The organism is Thalassotalea eurytherma (assembly GCF_030161415.1).
GTDB classification, from domain to species: Bacteria; Pseudomonadota; Gammaproteobacteria; order Enterobacterales; family Alteromonadaceae; genus Thalassotalea_G; species Thalassotalea_G eurytherma.
The window spans coordinates 107,268-128,322 of record NZ_BSSU01000014.1; the positions used below are offsets into that span (position 1 = coordinate 107,268).

The following is a 21,055-nucleotide window of genomic DNA, read 5'->3' on the forward strand; positions in this document are numbered from 1 at the left end:
GGCTCGCTTAAATGTCTCTTTGTATGCTAGCTAACATACGAAACGAGTTAGGGTGCAAGATCATCTGCAATGTCATTGTAGGCTATCACTTGGTTTTTACCGTGCGCTTTCGCGTAATAGAGCGCTTTGTCGGCTGCAACATATAACGATTGGCTCTCAGATGTTTTCGCATTGGCTAAAGCAACACCAACACTTACACTTACTTGAACAGGCTGACCATTTTCACGGTAGAGTGGCATTGTTTCGACACACTCTCTTAGTCGCTCAGCAATTTCTACAGCTTGTTTGTGATCGATACGGGCACAAATACATAAAAACTCTTCGCCACCAATACGTGCCATTTCATCACCGACTCGTAATACTTTTTGCCCTACTTCGGCGATTGCTTTAATGACCTTATCGCCAAAAGGGTGACCATATAAATCATTAACCGCTTTAAAGTCGTCAATATCAATTAAAATAGCAGCGAATTCACCTCTGCCATGATACTTCTGCACTAATCTATCCATATGTTTGAAGATATATCGGCGATTATAAAGCCCACTAAGACCGTCTTTGATTGACAACTCAAAGATTTTTTTATTTGTGCGTTGTTGAAGGTACATCAAGATGATGATCATGCCGATAATGGCAAGCAGACTAAATATGAGATAGGTTTTTTGGACATTCTCTTGATGCTTTTTATCAATTTCCAACACCTTAACCTTGGAACGTTGCTGCAATAGTGATATTTCAATATTTTGTCGCTCAACTTCCATTGAGGTTCTGACACGTAACAGTCTTGAACTTGAGTTTTGATAGAGTAAATCAATATACTTATCATAGTATTGCGTAATGACTTTATATGCGCGCTCTGTGTCACCCTGCTCTTTTGCTAATAAGCCATAAAGTTTATCCACTTCTAGTTGCCATGTGGTTCCTTGCAGTTCAGGAATATCAGCAAAAATGGCCGCCGCTTTATCAAGTGCTTGTTCAGCCTTATCTAACTTTTCTAGTTGAATAAAACAGACTGCTTGGCGTTTATATAGTTCAGCAATGTAATCGACAAAGCCACCTTGAGCGATAGCTTTATCAATCGCGTCAATTGCAGCCACGCAATCACCTTTTTCCGCTAAGGTCATGCCTAAGCCATAACTTGCGTAAAAGTTAATTTCTGGGTTTGGAGTAAAGGCTATCTTTTCTTTGTATAACGTAAAATATTCAATTGCTAGATCGTATTTTTTCCAATAGCGATACGTCGTTGCAATACCGAATATTGCCTCAGCAATATGTGATACATAGCCTAATCGCTCGTAGCTCTCTAACGCTTTTTCATAATATTCAATAGAGCGCTCATACTCATCCATGTAACCATAGATTGCGCCATAAGTTTCATTAATTGCGGCAACCAAAAACAAATTATCTAACGCAAAAGCTTCGACGTACGCTTCTTGCAAACCCACGAGTGAGGTGTCAAATAACTCCGTTAGGCTTCTGGTGTAAGCCAGTTCTTGTTTCGCGCTGACATAAATTTCGTTTAACTGCTCTTGTTCTGCAATCGTCATGGAAAGCTTAAAAGCTTTAACTGCATCTGTATAGCGGCTTTCTTGCTGGGCAATAATGCCAGAAAACATTTGAAGGTGACTAATCACTTCGGCTGGCGCGCCTGGTTCGATAAGATCAAGGGTTAAGGAAACCGTTTCTTTGAATTTTTTAGGAAGCCACAATAAATGCTCTGCCTGAGCTTTTCTTAATAACCACCAATAATACTGATCGCGATGACTATTTTCGGCACTTTCCTTGAGCTGTAGGATTTGAGCATAGTAGGTTTTAGGGTCTTTATATCTGAGTTTTTCTTCATCTTTAAGAATATCGGAAGCAAACGTCATCGGTGAAGTGATTACTGCAAGTAACAGCAATAAAAACTTCCCCTTTCTTAACATATATTGACTATACGCTTTCATGACTCTTCCATGTTTTTACTACAGACCTCAGCGAGCAATATGCCACCGTTCCTTTTTAATCTTTTGCTTTATATAGTTTTTCAAATTGCTTTATTGAAAAGCCTTGCACTACTTTTTCGCCAACTCTTACAACAGGTACTGCTCTATACCCTAATCGATGAAATTCCTTTTGACCTGCAGGTGTTTTCACATCACACAATCGAAAGGTTATATTTTTTCTGAAAATAAGCCTTTGCCGAGTCGCAATGCGGGCAATTTTTAGCACTGTATAGCACGACACGTTTCATTAGCTTTCACTTCAAGGTTACTCTGTCAACCATGTTAGCGCAATTTTAAGTGTAAATAACCTTATCTTGTCAGAAAGCTAAAAAATTAGCTTTCTTCACTATGCCATATTTTTTCAACAATAACGCTATGCTTTCTAATGACTTGACCGCAAAAAGAGTGATTTCCTTTCACCGCTCCCACACCTTGAGGTGTTCCCGTCATGACAATGTCACCATCAGCTAACGTTAGCCATGTTTGCACAGAACGCAAAATGTCACTGGGTTTATGCATCATAAGCTGATTACTTGCGTATTGAATTTGCTCGCCATTTATAGTCAATGAAAGCGTTAATTCTTCATCGCTTTCTTCTATGCTGACAAAATCACTAAACAAAGCTGAACAATCGAACGCTTTCGCTCTTTCCCAAGGTAAACCGTGTTTTTTCAAGGTTGACTGTAAGCCACGTTTTGTTAGATCTAACCCTAAAGCCACCGCGACAAAAGAGCCCTTTTGATATAAATATGCCAATTCGGCTTCATAATGCAATGGCTCACCTTGATGTTGAACGAATAAGTTTTCTGAAATCGCACTGTTTGGTTTTAAAAATATCACCATTTCTTCAGGCACTTGATTTCCTAGCTCTTTGATATGCGCTAAATAATTTCTACCGACACAAATGATTTTACTCGGTGTGATTTGCGTACTTTGATAATTTACCGACCGCATATTATGCCTCTGAACTATAGGTGAAAATTTTTAACTATTTTATCGTGTTGATATTCTGTCATAATATCAACACTTAGTGATGACACAATAATTAATAACGCACAGGGTTAAGCAAGATATTATGGAAGCTCGCAAATCATTACCTAGTTGGCAAGCATTAGAGCAACATGCTGACACAATGAAAAATACACATATGAAGGATTTATTTGCTCAAGATCCTGAGCGTTTTGAAAAGTTAAGTATCAAATTACCTAAGATTCTTTTCGATTACTCGAAAAATATCGTTGAGCCACAAACCATGGATATGCTTTTTTCACTCGCTAATGATTGCCATATTGATCAATGGCGAGCAAAAATGTTTGCAGGTGAGCATATCAATACAACAGAAGATCGCGCGGTATTGCACGTTGCACTTCGTGATCAGTTAGACCAACCTAAATTGTTAGACGGTGTTGATATCAATCAACAAATATCCGCCACTCAACAACAAATGGACGCTTTTTGCCAACGTGTTCGCTCAGGTCAATGGAAAGGTTATTCAGGGAAAACCATCACAGATATCGTTAGTATTGGTGTGGGTGGCTCTAATTTAGGACCTCAGATGGTTACCGAGGCACTAAACCCTTATAGCGACGGCCATTTCAATATGCATTACGTATCAAATGTTGATGGCACACAAATCGCGAATGTCCTTAAACAGCTTAACCCTGAAACCGTCTTGTTTATTGTCTCGAGTAAAACGTTTACGACCACTGAAACAATGACAAACGCTCACACGGCCATGCAATGGTTAACTGACGCAGCACAAGATACGTCAATTATTGCTAAGCACTTTGTCGCCGTCAGTGCCAACAAAACCAACGCGATTAAATTTGGTATTGAAGAGCAAAACATTTTCAATATGTGGGATTGGGTAGGTGGCCGTTTCTCATTATGGTCTGCAATCGGTTTACCCATTGCTTTAGATATTGGCTTTGACAAGTTTAAAGAATTACTTGATGGTGCTAACGAAATTGATCAGCACTTTTTAGATGCACCCTTAACTGAAAATGTCCCAGTGATCATGGCTCTGTTAAGTGTGTGGAATACCACCTTTTTAGGAGCCCAGTCTCAAGCCATTTTGCCTTACGATCAATCATTACACATGCTAAGTGCTTATCTTCAGCAAGCTGAAATGGAAAGTAATGGTAAGTCGGTTAATTGGCAGGGTGAAAAAGTTGACTACCCAACGGTACCTTCAATTTGGGGCGAACTCGGTATTAATGGGCAACACGCGTTTTACCAATACTTACACCAAAGCAATAATATTGTACCTGCCGATTTTATCGGTTCAGTAGAAAGTGTTACGCCTGTTGAAGGCCACCATGAAACATTGATGGCGAACTTTTTCGCACAAACACAAGCCTTGATGCAAGGCGTTACGGAACAAGAAGTGCGTGCAGACCTTAAAATGCGAGGTCGCGATGATAGCTATATTGATAAAGTAGCTCCTCATAAAGTACACGTAGGTAATCGACCAACGAATACGATTTTGATGAAGCGAATCTCGCCTCGCTCTATCGGTAACTTAATCGCCATGTATGAGCATAAAATTTTCGTTCAAGGCATTATTTTACAAATTTGTTCGTTTGACCAATGGGGTGTTGAGTTAGGTAAAACTTTGGCTAACAAGATTCAACAAGAATTAGCCTCTGGTGAAGTAAATCCTAAACATGATAGCTCTACCCAAGGTTTACTTAGCCATTACCACGCAATGATAGAGCAAATATAGCGAAGCAATAACCCAACAAAGGCCGCTAATTAGCGGCCTTTTTATTACCAGGCTTGCATTGTTGTTGCCAAAAACGTAAAACTTATCACATACAATAATAAAAATGAGCGCTTAAATGGACTATCACTACGCCGTCCTGATCACGTTAATTTCTTACAAAGTATTACTGATTAGTATCGGGTTATGGAGTAATCAGCGTAATAGTAATACGCAAGATTACTTTATTGGTAGCCATTCGCTTGGCCCATGGGTAGCGGCAGTTAGTTCAGCAGCAAGTGCTTCATCGGCTTGGTCTTTACTTGGTATGAGTGGTGCTGCTTATGTGATGGGTATATCTGCTGCCTGGATCCCACCTGGTATTATTTGTGGCTACATCTTTAATTGGTTTTGGCTCGCCCCCCAGTTACAAAAACTCAGTCATGAAAAAAAATCAGTCACGCTAACCGAGCTATTAGCTGAAGATACCGGTAAGTTTAAACAGTTAATTACCTTTGTTTGTGCATTTGCCATCATTTTTGCTTTCAGCTTTTATATTGCAGCACAGTTTCAGGCGGCAGGAAAAACCTTTGCAAGTACCTTTGACATGTCGATGACCACCAGTATTATTTTAGGCACGTCGATTATTCTTATTTATACCTTATTAGGTGGCTTTTGGGCCGTTAGTATTACGGATACGTTACAAGGGTTGTTAATGGCTGCTACTAGCCTACTCCTACCTATTTATGCATTATTGGCTATTGGTGGACCAACAGAGCTTTGGCAACAAATGCACCTCGTTTTTAACGAACAACAACTTAATAGTTTTGGCTCGCATTCAGGTATGTTAGCGATTGGCTTTATATTTGGTCTCATGGGGATTGGTTTAGGTAATTGTGGTCAGCCACATGTGGTTAATCGCTTAATGGCGATCAAATCACAAGCAGCCATTAAACAAGGACGCATTATCGCCGTGACTTGGGCAACATTAGTCTATGGAGGCATGGTTATTGTCGGTTGGTCAGCCAAGGTGTTGATTGATCCTGTTGCCGATCAAGAGCAAGCATTCTTTGCCCTCACTAGCTCTCTGTTTTCGCCAATTATCGCGGGCATCATCATCGCAGCTGTGTTATCGGCAATTATGTCAACGGCAGATAGCCAATTGTTGGTAAGTGCTTCTGCACTTTCTTATGATGTCGTCAAAATTGAAGATCATAAAAAGGCCCTATTATTTTCTCGATTAACAGTTGTCTTAATGTGTGTTGTATCAACACTTATCGCCCTATACGCGCCTGAGGATATATTCACTCGGGTATTATTTGCCTGGAATGCACTGGGGGCGGCATTTGGCCCTCTGCTCGTTGTGCGAGTATGTAGTAAGCGAGTACAAGGATGTTACGCGCTTGCTGCTATCTGTACTGGTTTTTTCTTAACTGTCGCTCTAAGTTTTATGCCTTCAGCGCCGGGAGATTATATCGAGCGTTTAGTGCCATTCTTTCTTGCCCTAGCAATTGCTTGGTGGGGTCGTATTCATTTAACTCAAAAAGCCTTATGACAAATCTATTTCCATTACAAATAACGGTCAGTGACACTCTTTTATCGCAATCCTCACTGCTATCTAGTGCGATTACTACGACAGAAGCATGGCTAAATTTTCAGGCAATGGGGCTAAATTGGTTCGAGGATGAAGCGCGCAGTCCTCGCTTTCGTTATCGATTCATCACGCAAGAGGAATTAGCACTGCAATGTGGTGATGGTTTAGCTTGGCAAAAAGTGTCAAACAATTGTGCGTTTATTTCTCAAAATAATGGCCTCAATTGCTTAATTCTGATTGCCTTAACTGAGCAAGATCTTAATCAGACGGAGCAAATTGCACTAGAAAACACGCTTAGACAACGTCTTGTCGAAATGACAAAACATCACGCCCAAGCGTTAAACTTTGAAGCGATTCAGTGTTAGATGCAAGCACATGGGAGGCGCTTATATCGGATAAAAAAGTTATTGAATAATAACTTCTTCACCGTCAATTAATCGCTCAGCACCTCGCACCGCAATCGCGTCTCCAGCGCTGACTTCACCCTCAATGCTGACCCGTTCAGGCGTACCTGCACCAACGATGACAGGAAAACGCTTTATCGTATTGTCTTCGCTCACTTTGACAACATAAACACCGTTTTTGCGTAGAATTAAAGCGTCTCGATGAACAGTTAAACTTAGCTTTGTTTCTTGAACAGGGATCGTCACTTTAACCAGTTGACCTGCTGCCCAAACATGATTGAGCTCTTCAGGAATAAGGATACGCACCTCAACCGTTTGAGAGCGCGAGTCTGCGCTGGGGATAATCGCGTTGATTTTCGCTTGGATCGACTGGTCATCTGCACTTAATGTTAACTCGTTACCGCGGCGCAAAAATGCTAAATACTTTACCGGTACATAAACATGGGCTTCAAGGTTGGTCGTGTCCAAAAATCTCAACAAGGTATCACTGCGATTCACATCGCTACCTGCGCGCATCAATCGCTCAGTGACAACACCTTGAAAAGGTGCTTTAACGGTTGCTCTGGCAAGCTGATCTTCAATTTGCTTTAATTTAAGTTGAGCGATTTCATGATCTGACATAGCCAATTCATACTGTGAGCGTTGCTGATCAAGCTGAAATTGCGATGTAGCATTGGTTTTCTTTAACTGCTCAAGGCGACTCACTTCATTTTTAAGATATCGCATATTTATTTCAGCACGTTTAATTTGTGCTTTTTGTTCTGCAAGTCTAAGTTGTAGTGGCAAGGTATCCATTTCAATTAACGTGTCGCCAAGTTGAACAAAATCGCCCGGTTGCGCTATTTTGTCAATACGACCATTAACACCTGCTGTAATTGGAATATGCGTACGTGATTCAACAGTGCCCATAAATACAGACGTTGCAGGAAGCACCATTTCCGTTACTTTATCTATTTTTACAGGCTTTTTCGGCGCCTCTGCCGCATAACTGATTTGACTTAGCACACTACCGATAAGTAAACCCAAGGCTAAGAATCTATTCATACTGATCTTATTTGTTTTCATCATTGTTTCCTTAGCTATTGCTAACTTGTTTGGCTCTTTGAGGTGTTAGGTGAGTCACGTTATTTGATTGCTTAACCGTGCTTTCACCGATGCGCAGTAAACTTGGAAATAGCACTAAAGTGAAAATAGCGCTGACCAACATACCACCGACAATTACGGCGGCTAATCCACGGTATATTTCACTGCCAACACCCGGCATTAGCATCAACGGCAACATGCCAAATAAACTCGTTAATGTACTCATATAAACGGGGCGAGCACGAATGCTTACTGCTTCTGCAACAGCTTGAGTGCGTGTTTTACCTACGCGTTCAGATTGACGGGTTTGATCAACAAGTAAAATAGCGTTGTTAACAACCAGTCCTAGCAAAATAATAAAGCCAATCATGGTCAATAAATCGAGCGACTGGTAGGCAAAGAGATTGAGTACATTGAGCGCTAAAACACCACCAGCTAATGCCATTGGCATAACAAGTAACACCAATAAGCTATCTTTTGCTGATTTAAATAACGCCGTCATTAATAGAAATAAAATACACAGTGCCAATGCAAAATTAGTAATCATATCGGTTATTGCAGATGACATTTTATTAGCATTACCACTAAGCAAAATGGAAGCGTCTGCGGTTAGAGCCTCGTTCATTTTAGGTAAAACTTTGTCGTTTAGCATTGCCAAGGCCTCTTCCAAAGACATAGTCGCTGGTGGCGAGACTTGTATCGACACTGTACGTTTACCATCAACACGGCGAAGTTGTGTCGGACCTGCCGTACGGACAATCTCTGTTAACTCACCAATTGTTTGAATGCCAGCTAATGGCGAATAGATAGGTAATGATGCGAGTTCATCTGGTGAATTCCATTGTGTGCCTCGCAAAATGACATTAACTCGGTCGTTACCGTCAAAATATTCATTAATAAATAACCCGCTCGTATAGGCTCTGACAGCATTAGCAACATCATAGCGAGTTAATCCTGCTTGGGTAATTCGTCGATCATCGGGAATAAGCTGTAATTCTGGCTCAGATAAGGTAAGGCCAGGAATTGGGAATGCCGTTGTCGCAGGCATATGTTGGTTAATTTCCTGTAAACCTATACCAGCTACTTTCATGAGTTGTTCGATATCTGCACCTTTAATATCAACATCAATGGTGCGTCCATTACCACCACCAGACACATTGATCATTGACCCCCTAAATAGAAAAACTTGGGTATCAGGCACATCATTTAATACTTGCGTGCGCACAATATTCATCAATTCTTCTACGCGTGTGGGATCGTCGGCATAAATAAATCCGCCGGTGCTACCTGCACCAAACGAGTAAAAGTTATAACTTTTAATTTTAGGCTTTTGTTCACCAGACAAATATGGTGCAAGACGCGCTTTTACAACGTTTGCCATTTCATGCTCAATAAAGTCGACATTACCACCTGGCGGCATGTTTAAACTAAAAAAGAAGCCGTCAATTGGTGCTCTCGGCATGAAGTCAGTTTTTGGCAGCATCAGTGACGTTACCACTAATGAACCACCAACGAGTAACACGATCCAACTTGTCCGTTTGATAGATGAGTCTGTTAATCGCATCACCAATTTTGTTAGCTTTTCCCAATAGCGGGCAAACGGATCGGTAATCGAATCTTCTTTTAACCAGTATTTACTCGCAATGGGTAAAACGGTGATCGCTGAAACAAGTGAAGCAATTACCGCAATCGATAAAGTTAATGCTAAATCAGAGAATAGTTGGCCTTCTATGCCAGCCATAAACAAGATAGGTAAAAAGATAGCAACACTTGTTGCCGTTGAGGCGAATAAAGCACCAGAGACCTGCAATGCTCCGCGTAACACAGCTTTATGGTTATCTAACCCTTTGGCTCGTAACCTTACAATATTCTCTTGTACAATAATTGCGGCATCGAGCACTAATCCAACAGAGAATGCTAAACCAGCTAACGAAATCACATTTAAGCTTCGATCAAACACGCTTAACGCGACAAAGGACACCATTAACGAAATTGGTATAGTTGTCGCAATAATCAATGTTGTTTTCATACCGCGTAAAAACAACCATAAAATACCAAGCGCAAGTACCACACCTAAACCCAAGTTATTTTTAACTAAGCTCAAGGCATTGCGAATATGTACAGACGAGTCAAAACTTAAATCGATTGTTAAGCCAGCTGCCTTGAGTGGTCCTTCATTGAGCTCTTTAATAGCAATGTTAATTTCATCTAATAGTGCCACGGTGTTAGCATCATTTTGACGTTTCAACGTAAAATAATAAGAAGGTTGGCCACTACGTAAATTGAAACCAAAGCGATCGACTAAGGTGTTTTCTACCGTTGCGATATCTTTAAGATAAATTGGGCGGTTCCCCGAATAACCAACAATCATTTGAGTAAGGTTATCAACACCAAATTGTCCAGAAAATCTGACCGTGTATTGACGTCGACCAACATCGGCAACCCCACCAGAAACATCATTCGCTCTTGAAATCGTATTACTCAATTGGCCAATTGTAATACCTAAGGAAGCTGCACGTAATGGGTCAAAAGTAATACGCAATTCTCGTGGTCGATGTGACGCAAGATTTACTTGCCCCATGCCAGAAATTCTTGCAAACCTTGGTTGCACAACATCTTCAATCAACTTTTGATAGGCACCAAGATCTTCGGTTGGATTACCGGGCAAGGTTTTAATCATTAAAGAAGCTGTATTAGGACCGCCTCGTCCGCCACCTTGAGAAACAACCGGCTCTATGGCATCTAACGGTAAAGGAGGCGCTTGGTTAAGATTATTGATCACATCAAGCATCGCCTTTTGCATATCGGCACCAACATCGAACGTTAGGGTAATATTACCAAAGCCTCTTGATACAGTTGTCGTGACCTTATTAACTCCCTGAGTATTTTTAACAACATTTTCTATCGGTTCAATAATCACCGATTCCATTTCTTCCGGCGCAGCACTTCGCCAGCCAACGGAAATTGTGATTTGTGGTTGTTCAATATCAGGTGTCAATTGGATAGGCAATTTATAAACACTTAACATGCCAAAAATGACGATAAGCGCAACGATCACAAGGACTGCTGCAGGGTTCTTTAATGCATTACGTGTTAGGTTCATAAACGCCTCATAACACTATTCCTGTTGTTATTGGCGACAGAGTATAAAGACAGTATTAAAAATAAGGGTATTGGATAGGGTAGAGCGCAGTTTATCTGCGACAAAATGGCACTTTGAAATAAATATTAACAAAGTGCCACATTTTGATACGACTTTTAGCTATTAGTCGTCAATTTTAGGCCATTGAAAACCATGAAAGGTATCCAAGTATAGTGTTTCTACTTTTTCTCGCGCCCAAGGCGTTTTTCTTAAAAAAGCTAAACTTGATTTGATTGACGGATCATATTGAAAACATCTTATATCGACGTTATCAGCCATTTTTTGCCAACCAATTTCTGCCACTAACTTCTCTAACATCACTTTGAGTGTAACGCCATGAAGTGGATTATTAGGCTGGCTTTGTGTGGTCATTTATTGCGTACCACCAATTGTCATTTCATCAATTTTTAATGTCGGCTGACCAACACCAACAGGAACACTTTGACCGTCTTTACCACAAACACCAACACCTGCATCAAGCGATAAATCATTACCAACCATTGATACTTTTTTCATTGATTCAGGGCCACTACCAATTAACGTAGCGCCTTTCACTGGTGATGTTATTTCACCATCTTCAATCAAGTAAGCTTCAGCACTAGTAAAAACAAATTTACCTGATGTGATATCAACTTGTCCGCCAGCAAAGTTTGGCGCATAAATGCCCTTTTTAACTGACTTAATAATGTCTTTAGGATCATGTTCGCCAGGTAACATATAAGTATTAGTCATGCGAGGCATCGGCAAGTGAGCGTATGACTCTCGACGTCCATTACCTGTTGGCTCAACGCCCATTAATTTAGCATTATGCTTATCTTGCATGTAACCTTTCAAAATGCCTTTTTCGATAAGTACATTATATTTGGCTGGCGTACCTTCATCATCAATATTTAATGAGCCTCGACGATTTGCCAATGTACCATCGTCGACGATGGTACAAAGCTCTGAAGCGACTTGCTTACCGACTAACCCAGAAAACGCAGAAGAGCCTTTACGATTAAAGTCGCCTTCTAAGCCATGACCTACGGCTTCATGCAATAATACTCCAGGCCAGCCAGCACCAAGTACAACGGGGAATGTACCTGCTGGTGCTGCAATAGCAACAAGGTTAACTAAAGCTTGACGCACAGCTTCCTCGGCATAATGTAAGTATCGAGCTTTGTCGCCTTCAGCTTCAAAGAAATAGCTATAATCGGTACGTGCGCCACCACCTGAACTACCACGCTCACGCTTGCCGTTATCTTCAACTAAGACGGAACAATTCAAACGAACAAGCGGGCGAATATCGGTTGCGTAAGTACCATCAGTTGCAGCGACTAATACTTTTTCATATACGCCACTCAAACTAACAATAACTTGAGAAACACGCTTATCAACCGCGCGGGCATGAGCTTCAACTTCATGCATTAAATTGATTTTTTGCTCTTGACTCAAACTGCCTAAAGGATCAATGCCGTCAAAAATTTTCGTATGACTAACAGTAGAGAATGCCTTCACACTGCCATTTTGATTCGCTAGTGCAATACCCTTAGCTGCGTCTGCCGCCTTAGTAATTGCCATTGCTGAGATATCATCAGAGTAGGCAAATCCAGTTTTTTCACCGGTAATCGCTCTAACACCAACACCTTGCTCAATATTGTAAGAGCCTTCTTTAACAATGCCGTCTTCTAACATCCATGATTCATGTTGACTCGATTGAAAGTAGAGATCGGCAAAATCAACATTACGATCAACGATACGATTTAATGTTTGTTGTAAAAAGCCTTGATCAAGTTGGCTTTGGACTAATAATTCTTGTTCAACAATATTGGTCATTTAATTAACTCAGTTTTGAATCTGTTGTGTGTATTAACGGGCATTGCTTGTCGTATACTGTTTATGCTTTCAACATCAACATCAAGGGTTATGCTCCCTTCACCTTCGGCGAGACATGCTTTTATTTCTCCCCAGGGAGTAATTATCATTGAATGTCCCCATGTTTCACGTCCATTAGCATGGCAACCTTGTTGACCTGCAGCGAGAATAAAACACTGATTTTCAATGGCTCTAGCTTGTAATAAAGGTTGCCAATGAGCTTTACCCGTCACCTGTGTAAATGCAGCTGGCACAGTAATAATATCAACGCCTTGCTTAGTTAACGCGCGATATAGCTCTGGAAAGCGCAAATCATAACATACTGTCAGCCCTAAGTTAGCAAAAGGTAGATTGACAGCAGTAATAGATTGCCCAGCTTGCGTGTATTTTGACTCTAGGTAATTCTTTTCACTGTCTTGCACAGCGACATCAAACAGATGAATTTTGTCATAATGTGACAATATTTGCCCTTGGGGACTAAAGACATAACTCCTATTAAGGAATTTTTCACCGTTAATATCTAATTTAGGTATCGTACCTGCAACTAAATAAACGCTATGTTTAGCGGCTAATTCAGCCAGCGCGTCTACTAAATAGTTTTGGCCACTATCAATTGAATTTTGTGCAAGCTCTAATTGTTGAGAATCACGCCCACCGAAAAATAAGCAACACTCAGGTAACAATACGATATGCTCTGGATCTTTTTCAAGCCCAGCGAGCAGCGCGTCTATTTGGCTAAGGTTTTTCTCAACATCAGGTACTGAGCATAATTGAATTGCAGACAACTTAGCCACCTACGCCTCCATCACCACGGCTGTCGATTTTGTCTTTAATTTCAAAATCATTGCGCATCTTAGGTAGTGGCGTAACGTCACCAGGAAGCTTTTCTAGTGATTGCGGCTTTTCTGGCACTTGAGGTTCAGGCGGCTGTTCAACTATTTGTGGTGGTGTCGAACGTCCGACACTAATGTTGGTATTCTTTTTATCAACCTGAACAAGGTTCGGTTCATCAATGGTTCCTGAGAGTACAAACTTAAACTCTTGTACTACCGTAGAAGTAATAACTTCATCAATCGCGATACCCGCTAAGAAAGTAACTGGGTTTAATGTCGCTATCCACGCTAAAGCAGGCAAACTTGATGTTAAATTTGGCTTATATCGCATTTCATAATCAAGCTCTTGAGCAACAAGATCAGTATTACCTTTAACAGATAGATCCCCAGCAGAGCCTTTCATTCGAACATTGTCGGTATACACTACGCCCTGTTCAACATGTAAATCACCTTTAATCGAGCTGTAGAACATACCATCAGAAAAGATATCTCTAAAATCTAGCGTTAACTTTCGAACCAAGGACTGCAAACTAAGTACAGAAAAAAGCTTAGCGCCCTTTTCACTTACATCTGCAACATAACCATCATCAAACGTAACCTTCAAATCACCGTTTAAATTAGCTAAATCAAAACTCGTTGGGCTGCCTAACCAGTTAATTTCATAATCAGCCTTCATACCGGAATCTTTGATTGCAGAAACCACGTCTAACCGGCCAAGCTCTGACTCTAAGTCGTTGACCTTTAGGTTGCCAATAATTTGTGTACTAGAATAATCATCTTGCAACAGCCACTGCCCATTGAACTTGGCCGTCATACCATCACGCTGCGCTACAAAGTTCTTTAACGCGATAACAACATCGTTCTCTCGTTCAATTTCAAAGTCGATTGTTCCTAAATCTAACATGCCAAATCGACAACTATCACAATGCACTTTCATCGGAGGCATACCTTCGAAGATATCGCGCTCTTCATGAACTGAGTTTATCGCTTGCTCAATCTTAAATTGTCCGGAATTGGCAATAACATCTTCTACTTCTTCAGCAACATCAGATTGAGTTGGCATATTTAAGAAATCAATGTTTACGTCGACTCCTTGCTCGTACCAATCTGGGTAAAACTTGACTTGGCTACGACCTTCTTTCGCGTTTAACTGTAGCAGCCACCAATTTGTTTTATCGAAGATGTTAAAAGACACATCAGTTATCGTATGTCCCCATAAATCAAGATTAGTGATTGTGCCTCGAATTCGTTCAGGCGTTTCAATGAGTCGGTGAGCCCTATCAACATATTGTGCTTCAACATCAGCTCTTGACGCGATGATGTCCCGGACAAATGGCTGCCATTGCGTAAACTCAGCATTTTCGAGTTTAGTTGTAATGTGAAAGCCATCGGTTGGCAACATCATTTTCTCTTCACCTAAGACTAAGTGTGCCCGATTAAAACTCACTGTTTCATGACTTAGTGCACCGAAGAAACTTAAGTTATTACCAAGAAAAGCATCAACCGTAGAATTATTGTTGTCACCTTTAGCTGTAAGGGTAAGAGGTCGTGTTTGCTCAGCTTCAACATGATAAGGAGCTGGGAATGACAGTTGACTACCTTCGAGGTTTGAATCGGCTGTTAACTGATAATTGAAAGCACCACCATCAACATTAAATAGTTCTAATTTACCTTGCCAAGCTAATGCGCCAGCCATATATGCCTGAATGGAAGTAGGCACCTCATTATGCCAATGCTCTTGTACCCATTTAGCCGAGATGTCGATCGTTGTTTGATAAAAGTTCTCTTTTTTGTCGCCAACTACCGCAAGTGTCAATGGTTTATCTCGCCAAAGTAAATCAAGCTTATCGACAACAATATCATCATTGCTAAAACTTAATTTACCATTCACCTTACTAAACAACATATTTGGCTGCTGTAGCTCAACCCTATTATCGACAAAGAAAACATCACCACTTGCGATAACACTTTTTGTATCCTTTAATGGCAAATGCAAATTAAAAGTACCTGAAACAGGCTGATTAATTGTGATTTGGTCTAACACTTTCGCGACACTATTTTCTAGCGGACTATTTGCCAGTAACTGATGAATATCAGTCGGCTGTTGTTGATCAATAACGGCATCAACTTCCAAAATACTAGCACCTTTAAGTTGATCAATTCGGGCAACAACCTGATCAACATTAAGCCCAGTTAAATCACCACCACGCGTAGTGATCGTCATACTGTTATTGGTGAAATCCAACTGAGCATCAAGAGCTTTAATCGCTGGCCAGTTTTTATCGAATTTAAAGGTTGCGTCTTTTAAATCGGCATGAACGCTAAAAATACCTTCATGATGATTAAAAGGGAAATCCTCAAACTTACCTTGATAAATAACCGTTGCTTGTGGGATGTTCCCGGAAATAATGCCAGACTCTAAATACCCGACTAGATTTGTGGTCATTTTTTTCAATGGGTAATAATAACGCGCATTGGCGGCATCAATGTTTTTTGCTTTCGCAAATAAGGCCATACTCGGCGCTTCATCTTTTGGTAAACGAATAAAGATATCACCATCAACATCGAGCTCACTAGAGAGAAGCTTAAGTTGATTAATTTTTACGTCCACGCCTTGATCATGATGCGCGATTTGAATATCTGAAGATAACGCTTGATATGGAATTGGACGGTAAAAACCGTCTTTAAAATCAATTGTGCTGTCACTGCCGCTTAAGGTAATTGCGGTTTGGTTTTCCTGGTGGGCAATGCTAGCGTAAAGATTACTTGTGCCAGGAATACCACCGGAAAAATCATTACGAAAAGATTCAACATCTGCGACGAGCGAAAGTATGCCGTCATACTTAACATAGGTGTCTGTAATCACGCCTTTCGGTGATAAATCAGCGATTAACTTTTGTGTTGATGCATTCCCTGAAAATAGAGACGCGACAGTGGCTGCACCAGCGACATCAATTGCTGAGATATAACTAAATACAGTTTCCTTTTGGGCTTCAAGATAAAAGGCAATAGGCTGATGCACTTTGTCATTTGTTTGCCATTGGATATTATTTGAAGCGAAATCGAATTGTCTACGTGTTTCATTATAGTGACCTACAACTTGACCGCCCTCAATAACCAATTTTTGTGACTGTCCTTGAGATTGCCAAGACAATTCACTATTAACCAATTCAATTTGCAGTAAATCTGATACGCCATTACTAATGGTATGCCAAATTTGAAAGTTAATATGCGAGTCGACTTCATCTGTTTCAATAGACAACACACGGTTTAGCCAAGGTGTTACATTGATATTATTCGCTTCAACGTATGCTTGTCCGGATATCGAGTTAATATCGTCACCAACAAGATTTAGCTGCAGCCTTAGATTGTTTGAAGAAACACCATCAACAATGATTTCCCCTTCACCTTTGTGATTAATACCTATATTTTGCCAGCGAAATTTTTCTATAATTAATGAACGCTGTATTCCTTTTTCAGTCACAAGGATTCGACTATCTGATAGGGCAACGTGAGGAATTTGCGTTAGAAAGATATCAGCGATAACTTCAATGACTTCACTGACACTTGCTCTAGATTCACTTCGCTCGATTAATTCTGGCTCTAAAGAGGTGGTTAAGCCTTTTATATCAAATTGGCTAGATACGACTTTTTGATTAAGTATACTTTTCCAAAAATCGAGCTCAAAGCCAAAGTTTTCAACCTTAATGACTAGCCCCTGCATCTCAACCAATTTTACATTTTGTGCTACCATCGTTGGGCCAGTGCCTGACCAGCCTATCGTTAAATTACCAATTTCAATATTGGCGTTATAGTGCTCGTTTATATAATCTTGTAATTCAACACGGTAGTTATCCGCATAAGGCAATAGCAAGCGAGCACTTGATAGCAAAACGGCAAAAAGCACTAAAAATACGGCTATTACTTTAAATAGCCGATTTAGCCAGCGGTTAAGTATTCTAGAGCCACTCATACTTACATCATTACCACGTCAAACTGTTCTTGGTTGTATAAAGATTCAGTTTGGATTTTCACTTGTTTACCAATAAACACTTCTGTTTCGGCAAGGTGATGATATTCATCATCAATCAATGCTTCACTAACAGCGGGCGAAGCGTAAACGATAAATTTGTCTGAATCATAGGCGCGATTGACGCGGACAATTTCACGCAATATTTCATAGCAAACCGTTTCCACCGTTTTCAATTGTCCACGGCCTTGGCATGAACCACATTCTCCACATAAGATATGCTCTAAGCTTTCTCGCGTGCGCTTTCGGGTCATTTGAACTAGGCCTAGTGGAGAGAAATCATGGACGCTAAATTTGACCTTATCTTTTGATAACGCAGACTCTAAGCTGTGTAGCACACGTTTCTTATGATCTTCTATCGTCATATCGATAAAGTCGATAATGATGATACCGCCTAAATTACGCAACCTTAATTGGCGAGCTATTGCCTGTGTTGCTTCTATATTGGTATTAAAGATAGTTTCATCGAGGTTTCGGTGCCCCACAAATGCGCCAGTATTTATGTCGATGGTGGTCATGGCTTCGGTTTGGTCAATGATTAAATAACCACCTGACTTTAGCTCGATCTTACGCTGCAAAGCGCGCTGAATTTCCGCTTCGACATCAAACAAATCGAAAATCGGGCGTTCACCGGGGTAGTACTCTAAAACTTTCGTTAATTCAGGAACAAATTCTTGGGTGAACTCCATCAGCTGATCAAAGGTCAACTTAGAGTCGATACGCACCCGTTCAAGCTCAACGCCCACAAAATCACGCAATACACGAAATGTTAACGCGAGATCTTGATAAATAGGCGCTTTGGTTTGACGACGTTTTTTTCGCTCAATCACTTTTAGCCAAACCCTGCGCAAAAACTCAGCATCATGTTGCAGCTCCTGCTCACCTGCGCCCTCAGCTGCTGTTCGGACGATGTATCCATGAGTATCATCGCAATAGGGTGTTACTAAGCTTTTTAAACGATTTCGCTCTTCTACATCTTCAATTCGTTGAGAGACACCAGCGTGACTTGCTTCAGGCATTAATACTAAATACCGAGAAGCAATAGTAATATCTGTTGTTAATCGAGCACCTTTAGTACCAAGCGGATCTTTAACCACTTGAACCATAATTAATTGCCCTTCATGCACTAAAGAGCGAATATCAGGTACTGTTTGGTTATCGTCGCCAGCTTCATTGGTCATCAGCTTAGAGTTAATATCTGTAGCATGTAAAAAGGCTGCCTTGTCTAAATTGATATCCACAAAGGCCGCCTGCATGCCCGGCAAAACCCGAATAACCTTACCTAAGTAGATATTACCAACAAGGCCCCTTTTGGCTTCACGCTCAATATGAACTTCCTGTAATACGCCATTTTCTATCAAAGCAACCCTAGTTTCACTAGGTGTTACATTGACTAAAAGTTCACCACTCATTTAACCACCTAATTCTTCGTCATTGGAGAAGGGCAACCGTGTTTTGCTAATAGTTGAGCCGTTTCATATAACGGTAGACCAACTACCGCAGAATAACTACCTTCAATTGAAGTAACGAATTGCCCCGCTATCCCCTGTATTCCATAGCTACCCGCCTTATCTTTTGGCTCATCGGTTTGCCAATAGTTCATTATTTCCTGTTGAGAAAGTGTTTTAAAGGTAACATTTGTTGTTACCACCTCTACACTCACTTCATCTTGTTGTGCGACTGCTATTGCCGTTAATACCTGATGCGTATTACCTGAAAGCATCGATAACATAGCGTTGGCCTCGTTAAAGTCTGTCGGTTTACCTAAAATGTGGTTATGACATACAACACAAGTATCGGACCCTAACACGATCGTATTTGACTTAGTATTTTGCTTCTGCGCCTTTTCTATCGCCATTCGCTTAACATAAGTAATAGGGTCTTCATGCTGTTTGACTGACTCATCAATATCACTGCCGATCGCAGTGAAACTAAAGCCTAACTGCTCGAGTAATTCTTTGCGTCGTGGTGAATTGGACGCCAATAATAGATTAAACTCTTGAGAACTCATTGAATCACTATTTAATTTTAAAGTGTTGTCTGGTTTTTCTAAGCAATAAGAATGCCCAGGGCCATAATACCATTGAGGTAAGTACCGGATACAAATAGCTTGGTAGGAAAACTACGTCAGTCAAAAAGCGTTGTAACCAAAAAACGATTAAATGAAATAATGATGCGAGAACACCCACAACTAACGACTGTTGCCACAACGAGAAGTTTCGAATTTTTTGAAAGTTACCTGACGCAATAAAAATTGTGGTCGCCATAGCTGCGGCATGAACGCCAAGTGTTGAACCAAGTAAAATATCGAGTAAAAGTCCCATTACCCAAGCGGTAATCACATTGACCCTGCTTGGCAGGGCGATAGCCCAATACATTGTCACTACCAGCACCCAATCAGGACGGAAGGTATCCAAAGTAATTGGCATTGGCATAATCGCTGCGATTAATGATAGAAGTAACGTTAATAAGATTATAATGCCGTTATGCGCTAACATCCCTACTCCTTCCCCGCAGACTTTGACTGTACTTCAGAAGTTGAAAACGCCTCAACGGGCTCTGGCCACAGCAACAACATATAGCGCAATCTGTCAATCTGTGCGATGGGTTCAGCATATACTTGAGCAAATGCTCGCGTTTCATTTTTTTGTACAAAATTAACTTTAGCTACAGGGTAACCTTCAGGAAACTTACCACCTAGCCCAGAAGTAACCAACACATCCCCCTCTTTAATGTCAGTACTATGAGGCACATGATTGACGATTAACCGTCTAATATTACCGCTACCCGAAGCGATAAGACGCACACCATTTCTTTGAATGCGCAATGGAATAGCATGACTAACGTCAGAAATTAATAAAATACGGCTATTTGTCGCACCAGCATGTAATACCTGTCCAACCACACCTAATTCATCAATTACCGGCTGACCTTCATAGACATCGTCATTCAAACCTTTATTAATCAATATTTGATGGCTATACGGGTCGGTATCTACGGCAAGAATTTCAGCAACCATTTTCTTTACTTCAGGGCGAACAGGCGACGCTAATAAAGAACGTAAACGCGCGTTTTCGCTACGCAAAATATCTAATTGCATGGCTTGTTCATTAAAGATTAACTGCTGAGATTTGTAATGTTGATTTTCGGCGACAAGTTTCTTTCGTGATGCTAAGTTTTCAACCGTCCAATTCAATATTTGTTTTGGTGCATTAGCTATGTATTGCAATGGACTTACCATCGACTGCATATACCCACGAGCAGTATCGAAGCTATGCATTTTATGATCGAAAAAAATCAATAGCATAGAACAACAAAGCACCAAGATAAGTCGGTGCTGTGCTGAGGGACCATGTTTAAAAATAGGATTCATTAAATTCGAATCGCCTTTTCAAAGGAAATGTTATCGCGCTACCGTATCAGTTAACATTG

At 40.7% G+C, this 21,055-nt stretch carries 16 protein-coding genes; 3 read left to right on the forward strand and 13 right to left on the reverse strand.

Features of this window, described 5'->3' with window-relative positions; all coding sequences use genetic code 11:
- Positions 1-47 precede the first annotated feature (47 nt).
- The 3 genes from QQK02_RS14210 to QQK02_RS14220 all read right to left on the reverse strand — a co-directional run bounded on the left by QQK02_RS14210 (position 48) and on the right by QQK02_RS14220 (position 2,936).
- Positions 48-1,943, reverse strand: a complete 1,896-nt coding sequence (locus QQK02_RS14210; protein WP_284208753.1) for a tetratricopeptide repeat-containing diguanylate cyclase — start codon at positions 1,941-1,943, stop codon at positions 48-50.
- A gap of 55 nt (positions 1,944-1,998) precedes the next feature.
- On the reverse strand, positions 1,999-2,133 hold the full coding sequence (locus QQK02_RS14215) for a thioredoxin domain-containing protein (RefSeq protein WP_284208754.1): 135 nt from the start codon (positions 2,131-2,133) through the stop codon (positions 1,999-2,001).
- 182 nt (positions 2,134-2,315) lie between these two features.
- Positions 2,316-2,936 (reverse strand): fumarylacetoacetate hydrolase family protein, encoded by a 621-nt coding sequence (locus QQK02_RS14220; RefSeq protein WP_284208756.1) that lies wholly within the window; start codon positions 2,934-2,936, stop codon positions 2,316-2,318.
- A gap of 121 nt (positions 2,937-3,057) precedes the next feature.
- On the opposite strand from QQK02_RS14220, the gene pgi reads away from it, so the two are divergent.
- The 3 genes from pgi to QQK02_RS14235 all read left to right on the forward strand — a co-directional run bounded on the left by pgi (position 3,058) and on the right by QQK02_RS14235 (position 6,642).
- Positions 3,058-4,707, forward strand: coding sequence for a glucose-6-phosphate isomerase (gene pgi, locus QQK02_RS14225; protein ID WP_284208757.1), 1,650 nt, complete (start codon positions 3,058-3,060; stop codon positions 4,705-4,707).
- 115 nt (positions 4,708-4,822) lie between these two features.
- Positions 4,823-6,238 carry a sodium/proline symporter gene (locus QQK02_RS14230; RefSeq protein WP_284208758.1) on the forward strand — a complete coding sequence of 472 codons (1,416 nt, stop codon included), beginning with the start codon at positions 4,823-4,825 and terminating at the stop codon, positions 6,236-6,238.
- Positions 6,235-6,642 carry a hypothetical protein gene (locus tag QQK02_RS14235; protein ID WP_284208759.1) on the forward strand — a complete coding sequence of 136 codons (408 nt, stop codon included), beginning with the start codon at positions 6,235-6,237 and terminating at the stop codon, positions 6,640-6,642. The genes QQK02_RS14230 and QQK02_RS14235 overlap by 4 nt, the downstream gene beginning before the upstream one ends.
- A 39-nt stretch (positions 6,643-6,681) precedes the next feature.
- Here QQK02_RS14235 and QQK02_RS14240 read toward each other — a convergent pair whose 3' ends face one another.
- From QQK02_RS14240 to mreC, 10 genes are all read right to left on the reverse strand, one after another.
- On the reverse strand, positions 6,682-7,749 hold the full coding sequence (locus QQK02_RS14240; RefSeq protein WP_284208760.1) for an efflux RND transporter periplasmic adaptor subunit: 1,068 nt from the start codon (positions 7,747-7,749) through the stop codon (positions 6,682-6,684).
- 7 nt (positions 7,750-7,756) lie between these two features.
- Positions 7,757-10,867, reverse strand: coding sequence for an efflux RND transporter permease subunit (locus QQK02_RS14245; RefSeq protein WP_284208761.1), 3,111 nt, complete (start codon positions 10,865-10,867; stop codon positions 7,757-7,759).
- A gap of 162 nt (positions 10,868-11,029) precedes the next feature.
- The gene (locus QQK02_RS14250; RefSeq protein ID WP_284208762.1) at positions 11,030-11,278 is read right to left on the reverse strand and encodes a VF530 family protein; all 249 of its coding nucleotides are present in this window, start codon (positions 11,276-11,278) and stop codon (positions 11,030-11,032) included.
- Entirely contained in the window at positions 11,279-12,721 is a 1,443-nt protein-coding gene (gene tldD / locus QQK02_RS14255) for a metalloprotease TldD (protein WP_284208763.1), read from the reverse strand.
- A complete protein-coding gene (locus tag QQK02_RS14260; protein ID WP_284208764.1) occupies positions 12,718-13,554 on the reverse strand; it encodes a carbon-nitrogen hydrolase family protein in 837 nt (278 codons plus the stop codon). The genes tldD and QQK02_RS14260 overlap by 4 nt, the downstream gene beginning before the upstream one ends.
- Positions 13,547-17,566 carry a YhdP family protein gene (locus tag QQK02_RS14265; RefSeq protein WP_284208765.1) on the reverse strand — a complete coding sequence of 1,340 codons (4,020 nt, stop codon included), beginning with the start codon at positions 17,564-17,566 and terminating at the stop codon, positions 13,547-13,549. The genes QQK02_RS14260 and QQK02_RS14265 overlap by 8 nt, the downstream gene beginning before the upstream one ends.
- A 2-nt stretch (positions 17,567-17,568) precedes the next feature.
- Positions 17,569-19,035, reverse strand: a complete 1,467-nt coding sequence (gene rng / locus QQK02_RS14270; protein ID WP_284208766.1) for a ribonuclease G — start codon at positions 19,033-19,035, stop codon at positions 17,569-17,571.
- Positions 19,036-19,043: 8 nt separating this feature from the next.
- Entirely contained in the window at positions 19,044-19,634 is a 591-nt protein-coding gene (locus QQK02_RS14275; protein WP_284208767.1) for a Maf family protein, read from the reverse strand.
- A gap of 7 nt (positions 19,635-19,641) precedes the next feature.
- Complete coding sequence (gene mreD, locus QQK02_RS14280) at positions 19,642-20,121, reverse strand: rod shape-determining protein MreD (protein ID WP_284208768.1); 480 nt, start codon at positions 20,119-20,121, stop codon at positions 19,642-19,644.
- Between the two features lie 2 nt (positions 20,122-20,123).
- Entirely contained in the window at positions 20,124-20,996 is an 873-nt protein-coding gene (gene mreC / locus QQK02_RS14285; RefSeq protein WP_284208769.1) for a rod shape-determining protein MreC, read from the reverse strand.
- Positions 20,997-21,055 lie beyond the last annotated feature (59 nt).

Bases quoted from the DNA above. Each gene is read 5' to 3' on its own strand.
- QQK02_RS14210 (WP_284208753.1), bottom strand. From the start codon at position 1,943: ATGAAAGCGTATAGTCAATATATGTTAAGAAAGGGGAAGTTTTTATTG.
- QQK02_RS14220 (WP_284208756.1), bottom strand. From the start codon at position 2,936: ATGCGGTCGGTAAATTATCAAAGTACGCAAATCACACCGAGTAAAATC.
- pgi (WP_284208757.1), top strand. From the start codon at position 3,058: ATGGAAGCTCGCAAATCATTACCTAGTTGGCAAGCATTAGAGCAACAT.
- QQK02_RS14230 (WP_284208758.1), top strand. From the start codon at position 4,823: ATGGACTATCACTACGCCGTCCTGATCACGTTAATTTCTTACAAAGTA.
- QQK02_RS14235 (WP_284208759.1), top strand. From the start codon at position 6,235: ATGACAAATCTATTTCCATTACAAATAACGGTCAGTGACACTCTTTTA.
- QQK02_RS14240 (WP_284208760.1), bottom strand. From the start codon at position 7,749: ATGATGAAAACAAATAAGATCAGTATGAATAGATTCTTAGCCTTGGGT.
- QQK02_RS14245 (WP_284208761.1), bottom strand. From the start codon at position 10,867: ATGAACCTAACACGTAATGCATTAAAGAACCCTGCAGCAGTCCTTGTG.
- QQK02_RS14250 (WP_284208762.1), bottom strand. From the start codon at position 11,278: ATGACCACACAAAGCCAGCCTAATAATCCACTTCATGGCGTTACACTC.
- tldD (WP_284208763.1), bottom strand. From the start codon at position 12,721: ATGACCAATATTGTTGAACAAGAATTATTAGTCCAAAGCCAACTTGAT.
- QQK02_RS14265 (WP_284208765.1), bottom strand. From the start codon at position 17,566: ATGAGTGGCTCTAGAATACTTAACCGCTGGCTAAATCGGCTATTTAAA.
- rng (WP_284208766.1), bottom strand. From the start codon at position 19,035: ATGAGTGGTGAACTTTTAGTCAATGTAACACCTAGTGAAACTAGGGTT.
- QQK02_RS14275 (WP_284208767.1), bottom strand. From the start codon at position 19,634: ATGAGTTCTCAAGAGTTTAATCTATTATTGGCGTCCAATTCACCACGA.
- mreD (WP_284208768.1), bottom strand. From the start codon at position 20,121: ATGTTAGCGCATAACGGCATTATAATCTTATTAACGTTACTTCTATCA.
- mreC (WP_284208769.1), bottom strand. From the start codon at position 20,996: ATGAATCCTATTTTTAAACATGGTCCCTCAGCACAGCACCGACTTATC.